Annotated in this window: 16 protein-coding genes; 8 read left to right on the top strand and 8 right to left on the bottom strand. The window is 65.6% G+C overall.

What is annotated here, in order from left to right:
• Positions 1-21 precede the first annotated feature (21 nt).
• The 3 genes from QPK29_RS31580 (at position 22) to QPK29_RS31590 (ending at position 4,735) form a co-directional block, all read left to right on the top strand.
• Entirely contained in the window at positions 22-1,743 is a 1,722-nt protein-coding gene (locus QPK29_RS31580; protein ID WP_371772115.1) for a methyl-accepting chemotaxis protein, read from the top strand.
• A 115-nt stretch (positions 1,744-1,858) separates the two neighbouring features.
• Positions 1,859-3,904 (top strand): S9 family peptidase, encoded by a 2,046-nt coding sequence (locus QPK29_RS31585; RefSeq protein ID WP_371772121.1) that lies wholly within the window; start codon positions 1,859-1,861, stop codon positions 3,902-3,904.
• A 114-nt stretch (positions 3,905-4,018) separates the two neighbouring features.
• The gene (locus QPK29_RS31590) at positions 4,019-4,735 is read left to right on the top strand and encodes a flagellar brake protein (protein ID WP_056124788.1); all 717 of its coding nucleotides are present in this window, start codon (positions 4,019-4,021) and stop codon (positions 4,733-4,735) included.
• On the opposite strand, the gene QPK29_RS31595 is transcribed toward QPK29_RS31590, so the two are convergent.
• The 7 genes from QPK29_RS31595 to recA all read right to left on the bottom strand — a co-directional run bounded on the left by QPK29_RS31595 (position 4,736) and on the right by recA (position 11,531).
• Positions 4,736-6,175: an O-antigen ligase family protein gene (locus tag QPK29_RS31595; RefSeq protein ID WP_371772116.1), complete on the bottom strand. Its 1,440-nt coding sequence runs from the start codon at positions 6,173-6,175 to the stop codon at positions 4,736-4,738.
• 89 nt (positions 6,176-6,264) lie between these two features.
• Positions 6,265-6,705, bottom strand: a complete 441-nt coding sequence (locus QPK29_RS31600) for a pilin (protein ID WP_371772117.1) — start codon at positions 6,703-6,705, stop codon at positions 6,265-6,267.
• Between the two features lie 301 nt (positions 6,706-7,006).
• Positions 7,007-7,888, bottom strand: a complete 882-nt coding sequence (gene sucD, locus QPK29_RS31605; protein WP_056124704.1) for a succinate--CoA ligase subunit alpha — start codon at positions 7,886-7,888, stop codon at positions 7,007-7,009.
• 17 nt (positions 7,889-7,905) lie between these two features.
• Positions 7,906-9,075 (bottom strand): ADP-forming succinate--CoA ligase subunit beta, encoded by a 1,170-nt coding sequence (sucC, locus tag QPK29_RS31610; RefSeq protein ID WP_056124707.1) that lies wholly within the window; start codon positions 9,073-9,075, stop codon positions 7,906-7,908.
• Between the two features lie 87 nt (positions 9,076-9,162).
• Positions 9,163-9,720 (bottom strand): DUF2889 domain-containing protein, encoded by a 558-nt coding sequence (locus QPK29_RS31615; protein WP_056124710.1) that lies wholly within the window; start codon positions 9,718-9,720, stop codon positions 9,163-9,165.
• A gap of 264 nt (positions 9,721-9,984) precedes the next feature.
• Complete coding sequence (gene recX / locus QPK29_RS31620; protein WP_056124713.1) at positions 9,985-10,443, bottom strand: recombination regulator RecX; 459 nt, start codon at positions 10,441-10,443, stop codon at positions 9,985-9,987.
• A gap of 8 nt (positions 10,444-10,451) precedes the next feature.
• Complete coding sequence (gene recA / locus QPK29_RS31625) at positions 10,452-11,531, bottom strand: recombinase RecA (protein ID WP_160409483.1); 1,080 nt, start codon at positions 11,529-11,531, stop codon at positions 10,452-10,454.
• 314 nt (positions 11,532-11,845) lie between these two features.
• Between recA and QPK29_RS31630 the strand changes: the two genes are divergently transcribed.
• From QPK29_RS31630 to QPK29_RS31650, 5 genes are read left to right on the top strand one after another with little or no spacing between them, the layout of a single operon-like run.
• On the top strand, positions 11,846-12,568 hold the full coding sequence (locus tag QPK29_RS31630; RefSeq protein WP_056124719.1) for a response regulator: 723 nt from the start codon (positions 11,846-11,848) through the stop codon (positions 12,566-12,568).
• Complete coding sequence (locus QPK29_RS31635; protein WP_056124723.1) at positions 12,565-14,130, top strand: sensor histidine kinase; 1,566 nt, start codon at positions 12,565-12,567, stop codon at positions 14,128-14,130. The genes QPK29_RS31630 and QPK29_RS31635 overlap by 4 nt, the downstream gene beginning before the upstream one ends.
• On the top strand, positions 14,102-14,413 hold the full coding sequence (locus QPK29_RS31640; protein ID WP_082577094.1) for a DUF4212 domain-containing protein: 312 nt from the start codon (positions 14,102-14,104) through the stop codon (positions 14,411-14,413). Before QPK29_RS31635 ends, QPK29_RS31640 begins: the two co-directional genes overlap by 29 nt.
• Positions 14,410-16,473, top strand: coding sequence for a sodium:solute symporter family protein (locus tag QPK29_RS31645; protein ID WP_371772118.1), 2,064 nt, complete (start codon positions 14,410-14,412; stop codon positions 16,471-16,473). Before QPK29_RS31640 ends, QPK29_RS31645 begins: the two co-directional genes overlap by 4 nt.
• A 38-nt stretch (positions 16,474-16,511) precedes the next feature.
• Positions 16,512-18,521, top strand: a complete 2,010-nt coding sequence (locus QPK29_RS31650) for a S9 family peptidase (protein WP_371772119.1) — start codon at positions 16,512-16,514, stop codon at positions 18,519-18,521.
• Between the two features lie 88 nt (positions 18,522-18,609).
• Here the strand turns inward: QPK29_RS31650 and QPK29_RS31655 are convergent.
• Positions 18,610-20,867: Ig-like domain-containing protein (locus QPK29_RS31655; RefSeq protein WP_400189912.1), on the bottom strand; the 2,258-nt coding region annotated here is incomplete at its 5' end.

Raw genomic sequence — 20,867 nt, forward strand, 5'->3', positions numbered from 1 at the left:
CTCATCATCAGGAGATGTGCCATGTTCAAACAGATGAAGGTCGCGACCCGGCTGACCCTTGGTTTTCTTGCCGTCGTCGTGCTCGGCGCCATCGTCGCCGGCATTGCGATCTATAACATGACGCAGATGAACGAGCGCGCCAAGCGCATGTACCAGAAGGAATTGCTGGGCATTTCCTACGTCAAGGAAGCCGATCTGAACCAGGTTTCCCTCGGCCGTTCGCTGCGCAGCGCCATGCTGGCGTCGACCGACGACCAGCGCACCAGGATGCTGGCCAACGCCGACAAGTACAAGCAGCAGTTGCAGGAAAACCTCGACAAGGCGCGTCCGCTGTTCCACTCGGACGAAGGCAAGCGCATCTTTGCCGAAGCCGACGCCCAGCTGCGCGACTTCGACGGCATGACCGCGGACCTGGTCAAGCGCGTGAAAGCGGAGCCGCTCGAGACGAAGCGCGATTCCGTCGACTACCTGTTCGGCACGCTGCTGCCGAAGTCGCAAGACCTCGACGCCAAATTGGCGGAACTGGCCCATAACAAGGAAGCGATGGCCCAGGAAACCAATCTGAGCAACAAGAGCGCCTATGAAAACAGCCGCGCCACGCTGCTGGTGCTGGTCGCGCTCAGTGCCCTGCTCGGCACCGGCTTCGGCATCCTGATCACCCGGAGCCTGACGCGCCAGCTGGGCGGCGAGCCCGCCTATGCAGCCGAAGTCGCAGGCCGCATCGCCGCCGGCGACCTGGGCACCGACGTGCAACTGCGCGCCGGCGACGAGAGGAGCCTGCTGTTCGCGATGAAATCCATGCGCGACCGCCTGGCCCGCATCGTCAGCGAAGTGCGCCAGGGTACGGACGCCATCGCTTCCTCCTCCGCCGAAATCGCGAGCGGTAACCTGGACCTGTCGTCGCGCACGGAAGAACAGGCCAGCTCGCTCGAGGAAACCGCGTCGTCGATGGAAGAGCTGACGTCGACCGTGAAGCAGAACGCCGACAACGCGCGCCAGGCCAATGTGCTGGCGCAGACGGCGTCGACCGTGGCCGGCCAGGGCGGCGACGTCGTGGCGCAGGTGGTGCAGACGATGGGCTCGATCAACGACTCGTCGAAGAAGATCGTGGACATCATTACCGTCATCGACGGCATCGCGTTCCAGACGAACATCCTGGCGCTGAACGCCGCGGTCGAGGCCGCGCGTGCCGGCGAACAGGGCCGCGGCTTCGCGGTCGTCGCGGGCGAAGTGCGCACGCTGGCCCAGCGCTCGGCCGCCGCGGCCAAGGAAATCAAGGGCTTGATCGGCGACTCCGTCGACAAGGTCGAAATCGGCACCAGGCTCGTCGACCAGGCCGGCAGCACGATGCACGAGGTCGTCTCAAGCATCCAGCGCGTGACGGACATCATGGCCGAGATCAGCGCCGCCAGCCAGGAGCAGACCAGCGGCATCGAGCAGATCAACCAGGCGATCAGCCAGATGGACAACGTGACCCAGCAGAACGCGGGCCTCGTCGAGGAAGCCGCGGCCGCGTCGGAAGCCCTGCAGAACCAGGCGGGCAAGCTGGCGGAGCTGGTCAGCGTGTTCCGCCTCGACGACCGTGTACAGGCGGCCGCACCGACCGCGCCGGCGGCGCCGGCCCGTGCCGCGAAACGTGCCGCGACGCTGGCGGCACCGAAGCCGGCACCTGTCGTCAAGCCGGCACCGGTACGCGCGCCCGCGAGGGCGTCGGCCGCTGCGGACGAGTGGGCAGAGTTCTAAGGCCCGTTCCCTGCTCCATCTTTCGCGTGGTAAATTGCTGCCTTTCACCGGCTGAGCCAACAGGCGCAGCCGTGTATTCACAAGCCACAAGCGAGAGGACAGGATGAAATTACGTATGCTGGCGCTGGCCGCCGCCCTGACGGGCGCGGCGCTCGGCGCGACGGCCGCACCGCGCGGATTCACGGTCGAAGACCTGGTGACGATGGAAAGAGTCGGCAGCCCGGCGGTGTCGCCGGACGGCGGCAAGGTCGTCTACACGGTGCGCACGACCGACATGGGCAAGAACCGCGGCCATACCGACCTCTACCTGGTCGACCTGCGCGCCGCCGATCCGGTGCCGCAACGCCTGACGTCGGATGCCGCCAGCAGCACGGATCCGGAATGGTCGCCGAACGGCGACGCGATTTACTTCCTGTCGGCGCGCTCCGGATCGGGCCAGGTGTGGCGCGTGCCGGCGGCCGGCGGCGACGCGGTCCGCGTGACCGATCTGCCGCTCGACGTGGACGCCTTCCGCGTCGCGCCGACGGGCGACCGCATGCTGCTCAGCATGGCCGTATTCCGCGACTGCGCCGACCTCGCCTGCACGAAGGCGCGCGTGGACGCGAAAGAGAAGGACAAGGCCAGCGGCAAGGTCTACGACCGCCTGTTCGTGCGCCACTGGGACACGTGGTCGGACGGCCGCAACAACGTGCTGTACGCGGCGCCGCTGGATGCGGCCGGCCGCGTGAACGGCACGCCGGTCAGCCTGTCGGGCGCGCTCGACGGCGACGTGCCGTCGAAACCGTTCGGCGATCGCGAGGAATTCCGCTTCAGCCCGGACGGCAAGACCGTCGTGTTCTCGGTGCGCATCGCGGGCAAGACCGAGGCGTGGTCGACGAACTTCGACGTGTACACCGTCCCCGCCACGGGCGGCACACCGCGCAACCTGACTGCCGACAATAACGCCTGGGATACGAAAGCGGTGTTTTCGCCGGACGGCCGCACCCTCGCCTACCTGGCCATGACCCGCCCCGGCTTCGAGGCGGACCGCTACCACATCGTGCTGCTTGATCTCGCCACCGGCAAGAAGCGCAACGTGGCCGACAGCTGGGACCGCTCGCCGGGCAGCATCCAGTGGACGGCCGACGGCAAGACGCTCATCGCGGACGCCGAGGACATCGGCCAGCACCGCCTGTTCGCCATCGACGTGGCCAGCGGCAAAGTGTCGCCGCTGACCGACAAAGGTTCCATCGGCGGCTTCGACGTGCGCGGCAATACCGTCGCGTTCACGCAAACGAACCTCGCGTCGGGCGCGCAATTGTTCGGCATGCAGATGGGCACGAACAAGGCGAAGCAACTGACCCACGTGAACGAAGCCAGACTGGCCGACGTGCGCTGGGGCGACTATGAACAGTTTTCGTTCAAGGGCGCGAACGGCGACACCGTCCATGGTTACGTGATGAAGCCCTGGAATTACGAGCCGGGCAAGAAATATCCGATCGCCTTCCTCGTGCACGGCGGCCCCCAGGGCAGCTTCGGCAACGGGTGGAGCTACCGCTGGAACCCGCAGGTGTACGCGGGCGCGGGCTACGCGACCGTGTTCATCGATTTCCACGGCTCGACCGGCTACGGCCAGAAGTTCACGGACGCCATCAGCGGCGACTGGGGCGGCAAGCCGCTCGAGGACCTGAAAAAAGGGCTGGCAGCGGCCACGACGAAGTACGCCTGGCTGGACCGTTCGCACGCGTGCGCGCTGGGCGCGTCGTATGGCGGCTACATGATGAACTGGATCGAAGGTAACTGGTCCGACGGATTCAAGTGCATCGTCAACCACGACGGCGTGTTCGACACCCGCGGCATGGCGTATTCCACCGAAGAACAATGGTTCACCGATTGGGAAAACGGCGGTCCGTACTTCGCCGTGCCGGACAAGCACGAGCGCTTCAACCCGGTGCTGCACGTGAACAAATGGAAGACGCCGATGCTCGTCGTGCAGGGCGACCTCGACTTCCGCATCCCGACGACCCAGGGCCTGTCCACGTTCACGGCACTGCAGCGCCGGGGCATCGACAGCAAGCTGCTCGTGTTCCCGGACGAGAACCACTGGGTACTGAAGCCGGCCAACTCCGTGCTGTGGCATCACACCGTGATCGGCTGGCTGGACCAGCACCTGAAGCAGTAAATCCGCGCAGTGTTCTTGCCTGGATGACGAAAAACGCCTGTACGTACAGGCGTTTTTTTCGTTTCCAAAGAATTGCCCCAGTGCTACTATTGGTCGCTTACGAGATGGAACATCATGAACGACCCGCAAGCGGACCGCGAACTCAAACCCCAGGAATTCGAATTCGAATCGATGAACCTGCAGGTCGGCGTACGCCTGCAATTCATCACGCACCGGCGCCTGAAACCCGTGCAGCACTTCTCCACGCTGATCGGCTGGTTGAAGGACGAATACCTGATCGTCAAGATCCCGATGGACAACGGCGCGCCGATTCCCCTGGTCGAGGGCGAGCGCGTGACGATGCGCGTATTCTCGGGCATCCACGTGTGCTCGTTCGCATGTACGGTCGAGCGCGTGTTCGGCCGGCCGTTGTTGTATGCCCACATCTCTTTCCCGCGCACGATCCAGGGCACGAGCCTGCGGACGGCGATGCGGGTCAAGGTCGACATCCCCGCCAAGGTCATCCCGAAAAACGCGACCGTCCCCGGTGCCGACTGCCTGCTGACGAACCTGAGCGTGAACGGCGCCCGCGTCGAATCGAAGAAGAGCCTGCCCCAGGACGAGGACGAAATCGACCTGGAATTCGCCCTGCTGGCCCCGCCCAACAACCAGGAAATCCGCGTCCGTACGCGCGCGGCGGTGCGCAACATCAGTGCCTTGTCGGGCGGGTCGGAACAGGCCGAGGGGTTTGCATACGGCGTCCAGTTCGTCAGCCTCGACCCCGTGCACTACACGTTGTTGCAGAACCTGACGTATGAGGCGTTGCTGGCGGATCGCCAGAAGATCGTCTGATCAGAAGTAGCCTGCCTTCCACAGGCGGGGCCATTGCGAGCCCGTGTTGAGCGCCTGCTGGGCCGGCGTCGGATCCTCGCCGCGCAGCCTGGCGCCGGCATCCGGCCCTGCGCCGGCGACCACCCCCGCCATTGCCGCGACGATGCACACCGCACTTACGCCATAGCGAACGCCGCCTGATGCGGCGGTTGGCGCCGGGCCGGCGATCCGGTGCCAGCCGATGGCGCACCCGAGATACAACGCGACGGCGAGCTGGCTCTGCGGCATCACGAAAATGCCGGACACGAGCCCGTCGACGAGGATCGCCACGGCGCCCGTGAGCAGCGCGGCGAAGATGGCCTGGTTGGCGCCGTCGTCGTCGCGGACGCGCGCGCCGGATCGCAGCAAGGCGCGCAGCCCGTACGCGAGGGCGGCAAGCAGGCACGCAAGGGCGGGCAATCCCCATTCGGCGGCTACCTGGAACAGCCAATCGTGCGGATGGGCACCGATGTGCAGATAACCGGCATGGTGTGCGAAATGCATCGGTCCGACGCCAAGCCACGGATGCTGTTCAATCAGCGCGGCGGCAAGCCGCCACAGCAGCATGCGGCCGGACGCCGGATCGGCAGCCGTGCGTTGGAACGCGGACGAAAACGAGCTCATGCCGGCGGCACCCAGCAACGCCGGCACGACGGTCAGGAAGAAGAAGTACGCGGCCAGGCCCAAAGCGGCGGTCATGGCGACGTGGCGCAGATAGGGTACGGCCCGCCGCCGCGCCAGCACGGCGGCGACGGCGCAACCGGCCATCATGCCCACCAGCGTGCCGCGGCCCGCCGTGGCATACAACGCCATCCACCAGTACGTCGCCACCGCCGTCCACAGCCAGCCCACCCTGGACGCACGCGGCGTCAGGCAGCACAGCAGGATCAGCAGCGGCAACGTCGAGGTCTGCGTATGGTTGAAAAAGCGGATGTTGCTGAAGTTGGTCGTGAAATCGTCCCGGGCCAGCGGGATACCGAGGCTGAGCCCGCCGACATACGCGACGACGAACAGGAAGACATAGAACGCGCACATGCCGCCCAGGCAGCGAAGGACCAGCAGGAGGGCCGGTTGCCCGTTACGCGCGATCTCGGCCGCGACCATGGCGGCCAGCACGTACAGCAGAAACAGGTTGGCAACTTCGAAGGCGGCGAAGCGCGGCGAGAAGGCCGCCGCGATGCTCAGGATACCGAGGGCGAAGAACGCGGCCAGCGCCATGCCGGGGCGTCCGGAAAACAGGCCGGAGAGGGTCTTGCGCTCGACCAGGGCGATGCTGCCGCCCAGCAGCACGGTGCCGATCTGGACGAGGCGCTGGTGATCGTGGCCGGCCACGACCATGAAATTGGCCAACAGGGCCAGGCACAGCAGCGCCGTGAAGCGCATCCGCAACAGCGCCGATGGATGGGTTCCCGTCGTAAGCACGCTAGACCTCGTTCGATCCGGTAATAAAAAAAGCCGCCCAGCTTACACTGGGCGGCTCCTTGACGTTATGTCGGTTGAGTCAGGATAGATTAGCTGCCGGTGCAAGTCGTGCCGGCGACTTTCGCCTTGTCGGCAGGGTCGGCGATATCGCTCGCGCAGGACCAGGTGCCATCCGTGCCGCGGGTCAGGGTGATCTTCGAACCTTTCACAACAGCCGGGCCGTCCTTGACCGTGCAAACCAGGCCACCGCCGGTCGCGTCCTTCAGAGCCATCGTGCAGTTGGTCGTCGAAGCCTGCAGGCCGACGTCACCGACGTTGGCCGGGGTCGAGCCATCGTTCATTTTCACGTCGAAACCGGTCTTACCAGCCGACACTTCAGCCAGCGCAGCCGTGAACTTCGACTTGGCAACATAATTCTGGTAAGCCGGGATGGCCACGGCGGCCAGGATACCGATAATCGCGACAACGATCATCAGTTCGATCAGGGTGAAGCCGGCTTGGGCTTTCTTGACGATTTTCGGTGCTTTCATGATGTCTCTCCAGGTGGGGCACTGCAAAATTAAGGGGTACTGCGTATCTGGTTACTGCCTGCTTCTGCCCTTTACACTATGCAATCGGCGTGCCAGGACGTTTCCGCACGGAATCGTTAGCACGGTGCCATCAAATAGTGAGTTTTTGCGTGGTTTTTGCATTGCCGCATGACAATTTTTGTCACGCGGGCATGGCGAAAATTGTCACCCCGACCGTTTTTGTTGAGTTGCGACAAAAATTGTCAGCCCCAAAAAAACGGGACGCCGAAGCGTCCCATTCATTGGATGCGAATCCAGAGGATTACAGCATCGCCTTCAGCAGACGAGCCATTTCCGACGGGTTCTTGGTGACCTTGATGCCGCAGGCTTCCATGATCTCCAGCTTGGCGTCGGCGGTATCTGCACCGCCCGAGATCAGCGCGCCGGCGTGGCCCATGCGCTTGCCCGGCGGCGCGGTGACGCCGGCGATGAAGCCGACGACCGGCTTCTTCATGTTGTCCTTGATCCAGTACGAAGCATTGGCTTCGTCCGGGCCGCCGATCTCGCCGATCATGATGACGGCGTCCGTGTCCGGATCGTCGTTGAACATCTTCATCACGTCGATGTGCTTCAGACCGTTGATCGGGTCGCCACCGATGCCGACTGCCGACGACTGGCCCAGGCCCAGTGCGGTCAGCTGGCCGACGGCTTCATACGTCAGCGTGCCCGAACGGGACACGACGCCGATGCGGCCTTTCTTGTGGATGTGACCCGGCATGATGCCGATCTTGATCTCGTCCGGGGTGATCAGACCCGGGCAGTTCGGGCCCAGCAGCAGGGTCTTCGAACCGGCCTTGGCCATGCGGTCCTTGACTTCCATCATGTCGCGGACGGGGATGCCTTCGGTGATGCAGATTGCCAGGTCCAGCTCGGCTTCAACGGCTTCCCAGATGGCGGCAGCGGCGCCTGCCGGCGGAACGTAGATGACCGACACGGTCGCGCCGGTGTTCTGCTTGGCTTCCTTGACGCTCGCGAAGATGGGGATACCCTCGAAGTCCTCACCGGCTTTCTTCGGGTTCACGCCTGCGACGAAGGCTTCACGGCCGTTCGCGTAGTCGCGGCACATGCGGGTGTGGAATTGGCCGGTCTTGCCGGTGATACCTTGGGTGATGACTTTGGTGTCTTTGTTAATCAGAATCGACATGTTATTTCCTTTGCGAATTAGGCTTGGCCAGCTGCAGCGGCAACGACCTGCTTCGCTGCGTCTTCCATGGTGTCGGCCGAGATGATCGGCAGGCCGGAGTCGGCCAGCATCTTCTTGCCCAGGTCTTCGTTGGTGCCCTTCATGCGGACGACCAGCGGCACTTGCAGCGACACGGCCTTCGATGCGGTGATCACGCCTTCGGCGATCACGTCGCAGCGCATGATGCCGCCGAAGATGTTGACCAGGATGGCTTTCAGGCCCGGGTTCTTCAGCATGATCTTGAAGGCTTCGGTGACCTTCTCGGCGGTTGCGCCGCCGCCGACGTCCAGGAAGTTGGCCGGCTCGCCGCCGAACAGCTTGATGGTGTCCATGGTGGCCATGGCCAGACCGGCGCCGTTCACCAGGCAGCCGATGTTACCGTCCAGCGAGATGTACGCCAGGTCGAATTTCGATGCTTCGACTTCGGCCGGATCTTCTTCGTCCAGGTCGCGGTAGGCGACGATTTCCGGGTGACGGAACAGGGCGTTCGAGTCGAAGTTGAATTTGGCGTCCAGGGCGATCACTTTACCGTCGCCGGTCAGGATCAGCGGGTTGATTTCAGCCAGCGATGCGTCGGTTTCCCAGTACGCTTTGTACAGGCCTTGCAGGTTTGCGCGCGCAGCGGCGATCGAACCTTCCGGCACGCCGATCTTGCGGGCGATGTCGTCGGCATCCGCATCGGTCAGGCCGACGCTCGGTTCGATCACGACGTTGTGGATCTTTTCCGGGTTGCTGTGTGCAACTTCTTCGATGTCCATGCCGCCTTCCGACGAGGCCATCAGCACGACTTTCTGGGTGACGCGGTCGGTGACCAGCGACACGTACAGTTCTTTCTTGATGTCAGCGCCTTCTTCGATCAGCAGGCGGCGGACTTTCTGGCCTTCCGGACCGGTCTGGTGGGTCACCAGTTGCATGCCCAGGATCTGGTTCGCGTATTCGCGCACTTGTTCCAGCGACTTGGCAACTTTCACGCCGCCGCCTTTACCACGGCCGCCAGCATGGATCTGGGCCTTGACCACCCAGACCGGTCCGCCCAGCTCTTCAGCGGCTTTGACAGCCTCGTCGACCGACAGGCATGGAATGCCGCGCGGAACGGTCACTCCGAATTTTCGGAGGATCTCTTTGCCCTGATACTCATGGATTTTCATGCTGGCTTCCCTTCTTCTGTTACTGATGTAGTTTAGAAATGCGGTTGAAAAATAAAGCGACAAATCCGGAGTCTACTCCGGACAACACTACCCCGGCACCGCCTTGAGCGACCAGCGCGGGTAATACGTTTCGACGGCGGGGCCGTCGAGACGCAGCGCGTGGCAGCGGTCCAGTTCGTAAGGCCGCCCGGCCGAAGCATCGGCCGGGCGGTTGGCCATCGCGTCATCGGCGAAGGCCTGGATTGCCGCGGTGGGCAGGACTTGCGCGAGTTCGGTCAGGTGGGTGCAGCCGAGTACCCCGGACAGGCGGTCCTTCAGATGCAATCGGAAATGTTTCAGCAGCGACAAGCCGATGAGTTTTTTATACGCAGGGGCGATGGTGTCGCAGAAACCGGGATAGGGTACGGCATCGGACGCGGCTTCGGCGTCGACGATGTTCATGTCGCGGTCGATAGTCACCCGCAATTTGAGTTCGTGCACCGGCAGGCCGGCCGGACGGGCGCCGGAAGGCAGGGCAATGTCATGCGTCTTGGTGTCGCGGATGCACGCGTCGAGGTCCCACAGGCCATCGTCGCGCGCGAACGCTTCGACGCTAATGGCGCGCGTGTGCCTTGGCTTACGCGGAGCGGGAGGAGACAGGGGCATAAACACCAATGCCGGAATGCGGCGAAAAAATTTGCAGCCGTTGTGCCTGATGCACGTTGCCGCAGCTTCTACGGCAACAACCGCTCTTGCGGCGCTGCTTAAACCATGAAAGTTTAGCACAGGGTAACGGGCTGTGCACCGTCTCCCCGGTCACAGAAGGGTTTTTGCAGGGAAGATAAGGGGAGATGTTGCGAAGTTGTGATGCCGAAAGCGCAAGCTTGCCGTCATAAACGGAACGACAGTCCGTTATTCACAACGATGAGATCAGAGGTCGTCGTCGTCGTGGCCGCCCTTCAGCGCGGCACGCACCGCACTCTGGGAAAAGCCGCGTTGCAACAGGAAGCGCATCTGTTTGCTGCGTTCTTCGGCATCCTGTGGAACCGTGCCGAACTTGCGGCGCCAGACTTCACGCGCCCGTGCCGTTTCGGATTCCTTCAGTTCGGACTTGAGTTCGTCGAACGCTTCGCCGTTGACGCCATGCTGCTGGAGTTCGGCGAGCACCCGGGCGTTACCGTAGCGTCCGGCTCGCCGGTGAACCAGCGATTCGGCAAACCGCTCCTGCGACAGCCAGTTGTTCTTTTCGAGGAAATCGAGGAGGGCTTCGACGTCGTCGCCCTCCTCCGCATAACGGGACAATTTGCGCGCCAGCTCGAGCCGGCTGTGCTCGCGCGTCGACAGATACTTCAACGCGCGAGCCTTGAGGCTCAGTTGCTGGCGCGGCATCAGGACGATTACTCGTCGTCGCCGATGGCTGCCGGCTCGACCGCAGCACTGCCGGCCGGGGCCGGCGGCAGTTCGCGCACGCCGAGGGCGGCGCGGACCTTGTTCTCGATTTCGCGTGCCAGTGCCGGACGCTCCCTCAAGAAGATACGGGCATTGTCCTTGCCCTGGCCGATACGCTCGCCACCGTAGCTGTACCACGAACCCGACTTCTCGACGATCTTGTTGTCCACGCCCAGGTCGATGATCTCGCCTTCGCGCGACGTGCCTTCGCCGTACAGGATGTCGAAGTGCGCTTCCTTGAACGGGGGCGCGATCTTGTTCTTGACGACCTTGACCTTGGTTTCGTTACCGATCACCTCGTCGCCGGTCTTGATCGAGCCGGTACGGCGGATGTCCAGGCGCACGGAGGCGTAGAACTTCAGCGCGTTACCGCCGGTCGTCGTTTCCGGGCTGCCGAACATGACGCCGATCTTCATACGGATCTGGTTAATGAAGATCACCAGGGTGTTCGTACGGTTGATCGATGCGGTCAGCTTGCGCAGCGCCTGCGACATCAGGCGGGCCTGCAGGCCCGGCAGGGAGTCGCCCATGTCGCCTTCGATCTCGGCGCGCGGCGTCAGCGCCGCCACCGAGTCGATGACCACCATGTCGACACTGCCCGAACGCACGAGAGCGTCCGTGATTTCCAGCGCCTGTTCACCCGTGTCCGGCTGCGAGATCAGCAGCTCGTCCAGCTTGATGCCCAGCTTTTGCGCATAGGTCACGTCCAGCGCGTGCTCGGCGTCGATGAACGCGCAGGTGCCACCCAGTTTCTGCATCTGGGCGATGGTCTGCAGGGTCAGGGTCGTCTTGCCCGACGATTCCGGACCGTAGATCTCGACGATACGGCCGCGCGGCAGGCCGCCGACGCCGAGTGCGATGTCCAGGCCCAGCGAGCCGGTCGAGACGGTTTGCACTTCCTCGACGGGCGCATTGGTATCCATGCGCATCACCGAGCCTTTACCGAATTGCTTTTCGATCTGCGCGAGGGCTGCTGCCAGCGCCTTGCCCTTCTCGGCTGCATTTATTGCGGATTTTTTGTCGTCCATAACTTTCTTTCTGTCCTAGAGTGAACCAAGGTGTGGGCCGCTCGCGCGATTTCAATAGGAAGTACTGTATAAAATACCAGTGGTTTTGGCAAGCGATATTTACCATCGCTCGCCCGATTCGACATGTTGCGAAACTTCCCACACAATAAGGGAACGTCGAAAAACCTGCTACGCGTTGCACTGTCGTCCTGCGATGCTCGCTGTACTACTCGTACAGCTGCGCTTCTCAAACGACATTGCTGCCGCTCGCGACGGTTTTTCGAGGTCCCCATAAGCGAGTGAGCGGGGTCGAACAACGAAAGCCGGGGGAAAAGATGCGTATTTTACTAGCCGAAGATGATAGCGTATTGGCCGATGGGCTGACGCGCTCCTTGCGCCAATCCGGCTACGCCATCGACTGCGTCAAGAACGGCCAGGACGCCGACACGGCGCTGTCGACCCAGGAGTTCGATCTCCTGATCCTCGACCTCGGCCTGCCCAAGCTGTCCGGCCTGGACGTGCTGCGCCGCCTGCGTGCGCGCGGCTCGCTGCTGCCGGTGCTGATCCTCACGGCTGCCGACTCCATCGAGCAGCGCGTGGGCGGCCTCGACGCCGGCGCCGACGATTACATGCCCAAGCCGTTCGCGCTGTCCGAACTGGAAGCGCGCGTGCGTGCCCTCACCCGGCGCGGCCAGGGCGGCGGCTCGACCGTCATCCGCCACGGCCCGCTCGTGTACGATCAGGTCGGCCGCAGCGCGTACATCAACGACCAGATGCTCGACCTGTCCGCGCGCGAGCTGGGCCTGCTGGAAATCCTGCTGGCGCGCACGGGCCGCCTCGTGTCGAAGGAACAGCTCGTCGACCACCTGTGCGAATGGGGCGAGGAAGTGTCGAACAACGCCATCGAGGTCTACGTGCACCGCCTGCGCAAGAAGATCGAGACGGGCGGCATCCGCATCGCCACCGTGCGCGGCTTGGGCTACTGCCTGGAGCGCTTTTCCGATACACCCCGCGACAGCGCCCGCAAGAGCGCCGAAGCAGCCAGCGGCCAGAAGTGAAGCGGTTCAAGCGGCGCGCGGCCGGACCGGATCCGCTCGCCGTCACGGAACCGGTCGACGACCTCTACGTCCCGCCCAGGCCGGAACCGGAAGAAAGCATCCAGCATTCGCTGTTCGGCGAAATCCTCGACTGGATGCTGGCCCCGCTGCTGCTGCTGTGGCCGATGAGCATCGCGATCACTTACCTGGTCGCGAAGTCGATCGCGAATCAACCGTTCGACCATGCGCTGGAAGACAGCGTCACGGTGCTCGCGCAGCAGGTCAAGGAGGTCGACGGCCAGGTCGTCGCGCGCCTGGGCGGCACCGCGCGCGACATCCTGCGCGCGGACGACGTCGACAGCGTGTATTTCCAGATCAGCGGCCCGCACGGCGAGATCGTCGACGGCGACCGCGACCTGCCGCCGCCGAACCCCGACGACGCCGAGCGCAGCGGCCGCGTGCACTTCCGCACCGAGACCCTGCACGGCACGCCGATACGCATCGCCTATGCCTGGGTCAATTTGCAGCCGTTGCTGGACGCCACGCAGGAACCGCGCCTCGCGCTCGTGCAGGTGGCGGAAACGCTCGACAAGCGCGCGCAGCTGGCCAACGAGATCATCAAGGGCGTGATCCTGCCGCAGTTCATCATCCTGCCCGTGATCCTGGCCCTCGTCTGGTTCGCGCTGTCGCGGGGCCTGTCGCCGCTGGCGCAGCTGCAGGAACGCATCCGCGCCCGCCCGCCGGACGATTTGTCGCCCATCGATTCGCGCCAGGTGCCGGAAGAGATTTCGCCGCTCGTGGGCTCGCTGAACGACATGCTGGCGCGCCTCGCGCACACGATCGACGTGCAGAAGCGCTTCATTGCCGACGCCGCGCACCAGATGAAGACGCCGCTCGCGGGCATGCGCATGCAGTCGGAGCTGGCGCTGCGCCAGGTCGATCCGAACGAGATCCACCGCTCGCTCGAGCAGCTGGCCACGAGTTCGGAATCGGCCACGCGTCTCGTAAACCAGCTGCTGGCACTGGCCCGCGCGGAAAACCAGCCGCATGCGGGCCAGACGCTGGAACCGCTCGACCTTGCCGCATTGGCGCGCGACGTCGTCCAGGACTGGGTGCAAGCCTCGTTCGCGCACGAGATCGACCTCGGCTACGAAGTCATCGGCGACCCGCCGGAGATCGACGGCAGCGCCATGATGCTGCGCGAGCTGCTGTCGAACCTGATCGACAACGCGCTGCGCTACACGCCGCCCGGCGGCAGCGTCACCGTGCGCGTGCGCGGGACGAACATCGGCAACGGCAGCCAGGCTTTACTCGAAGTCGAGGACACGGGCCCCGGCATCGCGCCGTCCGAGCGCCATCGCGTGTTCGAACGTTTTTATCGCATCCTCGGTTCGAGCGCGTCCGGTTCCGGCCTCGGTCTCGCCATCGTGCGCGAGATCGCGCAGCAGCACGGCGCCGACATCGAGATCTTCAACAACCCGCGCAGCACGCACAAGAAATTCCCGGGCAGCCTGTTCCGGCTGACCTTCCCGCCCACCGTCACGCTTGTCCCCGATGCCGACCGAGACCGCCCCTTCCTCTGACCCCGACCGCGAGCGCCAACGCATCGTCGCCGCACGCGCCGCGCATTGGGCGCGCGCGCGCCGCCTGATCGCGCTGCTGCTGGCGCTGTGGCTCGCGACCAGCTTCTGCACCGTGTTCTTCGCGCGCGACCTCGCGCACCTGTCCGTGTTCGGCTGGCCGCTGTCGTTCTACCTCGCGGCGCAGGGCGCGTCGCTCACGTACCTCGCCATCATCGGGGCGTACGCCTGGCGCATGCGCATCCTCGACCGCGATTTCCAACGCATGCTGGAGGGCCGTTCATGACCGGGACGGCCGCCAAGACCCGCAGCTACTTCCGCCGACTGGCCCGCTACTACCTGTGGTTCACGCTGTGCTTCGCGCTGTTCCTGGGCGCGCTGGCGATCCTGGAACACGAAGGCATGCCGCGCCAGTGGATCGGCCACCTGTACATGTTCGCGACGATCGTCCTGTACGCGATCATCGGCGTCGTCAGCCGCACGTCGAACGTGTCCGAATACTACGTGGCGGGACGGCGGGTGCCGGCGCTGTTCAACGGCATGGCGACGGCGGCCGACTGGATCTCGGCCGCCAGCTTCATCAGCCTGGCGGGCACGCTGTACCTGCACGGCTTCGACGCCCTCGCCTACGTGATGGGCTGGACGGGCGGCTACTGCCTCGTCGCCCTGCTGATCGCGCCCTACCTGCGCCGCTTCGCCCAGTACACGATCCCCGACTTCCTCGCCGCCCGCTACGGCGGCGAGACCGCTACGCGGCAGGGCAGCATCGTGCGCGCGCTCGCGGTCGGCGGCACCATCGTCGTCTCGTTCACGTACGTCGTCGCGCAGATCTATGCCGTCGGCCTGATCGCGTCGCGCTTCACGGGCGTCGATTTCTCGGTCGGCATCTTCCTCGGCCTCGCCAGCATCCTCGTGTGCTCGTTCCTGGGCGGGATGCGCGCCATCACGTGGACGCAGGTGGCGCAGTACATCATCATCCTCGTCGCCTTCCTGATCCCGACGATCTGGCTGTCGATGAAATTCGCGGGCAACCCGGTGCCGCAGGTCGCGTACGGCTCCGTGCTGCCCAAGCTGGCCGCGCGCGAAGCCCAGCTGGCGGCCGACCCGCGCGAGGCCGAAGTGCGCGCCCGTTTCCACGCCCGCGCCGACGACTACGCGGCGCGCATCGCCGCCCTGCCCCATTCCTGGGAAGCGGGCAAGATCGAAGCACAGCGCCGGCTGGACAAGGCGCGCGGCCGCAACGCGCCGCTGACCGAGGTGCGCAGCGCGGAACGCGAGCTGCTCGACTATCCGCGCACGGCCGACGAAGCCGCGCGCGCGTGGACCGAACTGCGCGCCGCCAACCTGGCGCGCGCCCAGCCGCCGGAACCGCACGCGGAACCGTTCCCCGGCAAGACGCGGGAAGAATCGGACATCCGCCGCAACAATTTTCTATCCCTCGTGTTCTGCCTGATGTTCGGCACCGCGGCGCTGCCGCACATCCTGATGCGCTCCTACACGACGCCGTCCGTGCACGAGACGCGCGTCTCCGTGTTCTGGACACTGTTCTTCATCCTGCTGATTTACCTGACGATGCCCGCGCTGGCCGTGCTGGCGAAGTACGACATCTACACGGCCCTCGTCGGCACGGGCTTCGATTCCCTGCCGACCTGGGTCTCGTACTGGGCCAACGTCGACAAGTCGAATCCCCTGATCAGCATCGTCGACATCAACGGCGACGGCATCGTGCAGCTGGCCGAGATCGCGATCGACGGCGACGTGCTCACGCTGGCCACGCCGGAGATCGGCGGCCTGCCGTACGTGATTTCCGGGCTGGTGGCGGCCGGCGGCCTGGCGGCGGCGCTGTCCACCGCGGACGGCCTGCTGCTCGCGATCTCGAACGCGCTGTCGCACGACATCTACTTCAAGATCGTCGATCCGGGCGCCTCCACGCAGAAGCGCGTGACGATCTCCAAGCTGCTGCTGCTGGCCGTCGCGTTCATCGCCGCGTACGTCGCGTCGCAAAAGCCGGCCGACATCCTGTCGCTCGTCGGCGCCGCGTTCTCGCTCGCGGGGTCGACGATGTTCCCCGCGCTGGTGGCGGGCGTGTTCTGGAAGCGGGCCAATTTCGCGGGCGCGATCGCGGGCATGGCGACCGGCTTCCTCGTCTGCATCTACTACATGCTGCACACGAACCCCATGCTGGGCGGGAGCCTGGATGCGGTCTGGTTCCACATCGCGCCCATTTCCGCGGGCGTGTTCGGCGTGCCGGCGGGGGCGCTGGCGCTGGTCGTGGCGAGTCTGGTGACGGCGCCGCCGCCGCGCGCGAGCGGCGGGCTCGTGGCGCATATCCGGGCGCCGGAATAAATGTTATCGTTATGCAATGTTCTCACTGGGGATCTTGCATGCTCCCGCGCCGTACCCTGCCGTATTTTTTCGCTCTCTCCGCTTCGCTCGCCGGTGCCGCCTGGGCCGCGCCGGCCGCTGTAGCCACGCCGCCGGCCATCGCCTTTTTCCAGCATGCCGCCATCCATCGCGTCGCGCTGTCTCCCGATGCGCGCTACCTGGCGGTCCGTGCGGGCGCGCCCGACCGCAAGGACTATCTCGCCGTGATCGACCTCGCCACCAACAAGCCGACCGTGGTGGCCGCATTCGACGATGCCGACATCGACGACTTCGAATGGGTGAACGGCACCCGGCTCGTCTTCGACCTGACCGAAAAGAATACCGGCCAGGGCGACGTGCGGCACGGCCCGGGCCTGTACGCCGTCGACCGCGACGGCCAGCATTTCGCGCAGCTGGCCGACCGCTATGTCGACTCCGCTTCGCGCCACGAACTGATCGGCAAGGTGCCGATGCAACCGTGGAACACGTTCCTCATCCGCCAGCGTCCACGCAAGGACGACATGATCTATGTGTCCCGTCCCATCTGGGATGCGGGCGATGAACACCTCTACACCGACCTGGTCCGCCTGAACACGCGCACGGGCCACGCGCAAACCATTCCCCGCCCGGGACCGGTGACCAGCTGGCTGCTCGATCACGAAGGCGAACCCCGCCTTGCCACCGCCGTCAAGGATGGGCGGATGACGATCTACTACCGCGATCCCGCCGACCAGGACAAGTGGCGCACGCTGGCGCAGTTCGCGGCCTATACCGCAAGCGAAGGTGCGTTCAGTCCGGTAAGCTTCGGTCCCGACGGCACGCTGTACGTCGCCGCCCACAACGGCCACGACACGGAGGCACTCTACGCCTACGATCTCAAGGCCGGCAAGCTTGCCGCCGAGCCGCTGCTGGTCACCAGGGGCTATGACTTCACCGGCAGTCTGGTCAAGAGCCGCACGAAACTCCTGGGCGCGCTCATCACCACCGACGCCCGGTCGAACGAGTGGTTCGATCCGGGCATGAAGGCGCTGCAGGACAAGCTCGACAAACTGTTGCCCGCCACCGTCAACCTGATCGACGTTCCGGCCGACGATTCGCCCTGGGTGCTGATACGGTCGTATTCCGACGCGATCCCGATGCGCTACACGTTGTACAACACGGCCACCGACCAGTTCAACGACATCGGTTCGTCGCGCCCGGCCATCGATCCGAAGCGTATGGGCCGCCAGCAGATGGTGCGCTACAAGGCGCGCGACGGCCTGGAGATCCCGGCCCTCCTGACCCTGCCGCGCGGCGCGAACAAGAACCTGCCGATGGTCGTGCTGGTGCACGGCGGACCATGGGTGCACGGCGCGGTCTGGGGCTGGGACCCCGATTCGCAATTCCTCGCCTCGCGCGGCTACGCGGTGCTGGAGCCGGACTACCGCGGCAGCACCGGCTATGGCTTCCGCCACTATCAGGCAGGCTGGAAGCAATGGGGCCGCGCCATGCAGGACGACCTGGCCGACGGCACCCGCTGGGCGATCGCGCAGGGCTACGCCGATCCGAAGCGGATCTGCATCGCCGGCGCCAGCTACGGCGGCTACGCCACGCTGATGGGCCTCGTCAACGATCCGGACCTGTACAAGTGCGGCGTGGACTGGGTCGGCGTCACCGACATCAACCTGATGTACACGGGGGCCTGGAGCCGCGAGTCCGACCTCACGGACCAGTGGAAGGCCTACGGCATGCCGGAACTGATCGGCGACCGCGTGAAGGATGCGGCGCAACTGAAGGCCACGTCGCCCATCGAGCAGGCGGCCCGCATCACGCAGCCCGTGCTGCTGGCCTACGGCGGCGTCGACCGCCGCGTGCCGCTGTACCACGGCCAGAAGTTCTACGACGCCGTCACGAAGACCAACAGGAACGTCGAGTGGATCGAGTACCCGGAAGAAGGCCATGGCTGGCACCTGCCGAAAAATTCGGTCGACTTCTGGACCCGCGTCGAGGCCTTCCTCGACAAGAACATCGGTCCGGGCGGGGGCCGATAACGACACACGCGGCGGCGCTGCTGATGCCGTACGCCGCACATGACAACGGGCGCCACGCGGCGCCCGTTGTTCATCGCCTGCGCAATGGTTACACGATGAAATCCCAGTCGGTGGCCGCGCGCTGGTGGCCGATCATCTCGACGGATTCCACGAACTCCGTGGCGATATGCTCGAGGCTGACGCCATTGCGCATCGCTTCGGTCCAGAAGGCCAGGCCCGGCGCGTCGGGAGCGCGGTCGAACAAGGCCTGGTAGAGCATGCCGACATCGTGCTCGGCATTGCCGTTGAACGCGTCGTGGCTGGCCGCGTACTCGGGCGAGCGGATGATGTCCAGCGCAATCCTGCCCCAGCTGACGCCCGCCTGGTGCGCGTCGGCCCAGAACTCGATGCCGTACATATCGGCCTGGCGCCCGAGCGCGGTCTGGTAGATGCTGGCCAGCGTATCCATGGCGCCGCTGTCCTCGACCTTGACGGTGGCATCGCTGAACTGCAGCTGCTCGACGTTGACGACCAGCGCCTTCGCCGCCGGCGCGGCCTTGCTGCTCACCACCAGGTAGCCGTTGTGGGTTTCCACGTCGAAGTCGGCACGGGCGCCGGCGAACGTCGCGGTATCGCTGCCCGTGCCGCCGTGCAGGACCGTGGTGGCCGGCGTCGACGCGGCATTCGCGTGGGCCGCGCCGCTGGCGCTCGCCGCCCGCGCAGCCGGTACACCGAAGCCGAGCGTATCGTCGCCGCCGCCGCTGAACACCTGCGTGTCGCCGCTGGACGCCAGCGTGACGTGCTGGCTGGCCGCATCGCCGGTCAGTATCTGCGTGCCGCCCTGGACGACGATATTGGCTGCGCCGACGATCGCCGCAAAATTGACGTTCTGCAGCGCAATGGTGCTGCCGGGCGCCAGGCCGCCGGTCTGGATCACGAGTGCCACTTGCTGCTGGGCGCTGCTCGCGGCACTCAGGGTCAGGACACCGTCCAGCGCCCCCTGGCTGCTGACCGGCGCGATGGTCTGGACCAGCAGCGATTCGCTTGCCTGCAGTTGCGCCAGGTAGCTCTGGCCGTTGCCGCTCATGTGGACGAGGTCGCCGCCGGACGTGGTCGCCGCCTGGATCGCGGCGATCAGGCCGACGCCGCCGTTCGCCACCGTCGTATTGGCGCCGCCGCTGGCAGTCAGTCCGTAACCGATGCCCACGTGGGCCATCAGCAGATCGGTACCGCCGGCCAGCGGAATGTCCGCCGTGGCGGCCGCACCGGTCTGTTCGACGCGGCCCGCGCTCACGATCGGGACCTGGACCTGGGTGCCGGACGCGCCGCCCGGCAGCGAGACCGGCACCGTCACGACGCGCACGCCATCCACCAGCGGCACCGGCGCTTCCTCGACCGTCAGGGCGAAACTGCCGCTCGCCGCGGACACGTTGCCCGCGGCATCCGTATCGGTCACGCTCAGCGTGTGCCGGCCGAGGCCCAGCGCCTGGGCGGCGATGCTCCAGTGGCCGTGCGTGTCCGCATGGGTCGTGCCCACCACGGTCGTGCCGTCGTACAGGGTGACGAGGTCGTTCGCCGCCGCATTGCCCTCGAGGACCGGCACCGCGTACGTGACGCCGTCGCCGACCGAGTCCGTATCGGACTGCGCCTGCAGCTGCGGGGCCGCGGGCGCCGCCGGTGCGGTCGCGTCGACCGTCAGCGTCAGGGCCGGGCTGGCGGCCGATTCGTTGCCGGCCGCGTCGACCTGCCTGACGGTCAGAACGTGCGTGCCGTCGGCCAGCGGGGACGCCGGCATGATCCAGTTGCCGTCGGCATCGGCCCCCGTCGAGCCGAGCGCGGTGGTGCCGTCGGTGTCGTACAGCGTCACCCAGGCCCCGGCTTCGGCCGTGCCGCTGAACGTCGGCCTCGTGACGTTCGTGATGTGGTCGCCCGCGATGCCGCTGTCGCTCGCGGTGGACAGCACCGGGGCGGCCGGGGCCGACGGCGCGTGCGTGTCGATCACGACCGCCAGCGCGGCGCCTTGTGCCGAGACATTCCCTGCCACGTCGGTCTGCGTGATACGTAACTGGTGGGTGCCGTCGGCCAGCGTCGGGGTGGTGATGCTCCACATGCCGCCGGCATTGGCTGTCGTGGTGCCCAGCACCGTCGCGCCGTCGTACAGGGTGACGAGCGCATGCCCTTCCGCCGTACCGTTGACGGTCGGCGTCGCGTCGGCGGTGATGCCGTCGGTGGACCAAGCGCCGGTGTCGCTGGCTGGTTGCAGCACCGGGACCCTCGGCGCATCCGGCGTCAGCGTGTCGAAGTGAAGCGACGGGGCCGTCCCCGCGCCGCCCGTGTTGCCCGCCGTGTCGGCATAGCTGCCCGCGC

The organism is Massilia orientalis (assembly GCF_030411975.2).
In the GTDB taxonomy this organism is placed as follows: domain Bacteria; phylum Pseudomonadota; class Gammaproteobacteria; order Burkholderiales; family Burkholderiaceae_D; genus Telluria; species Telluria orientalis.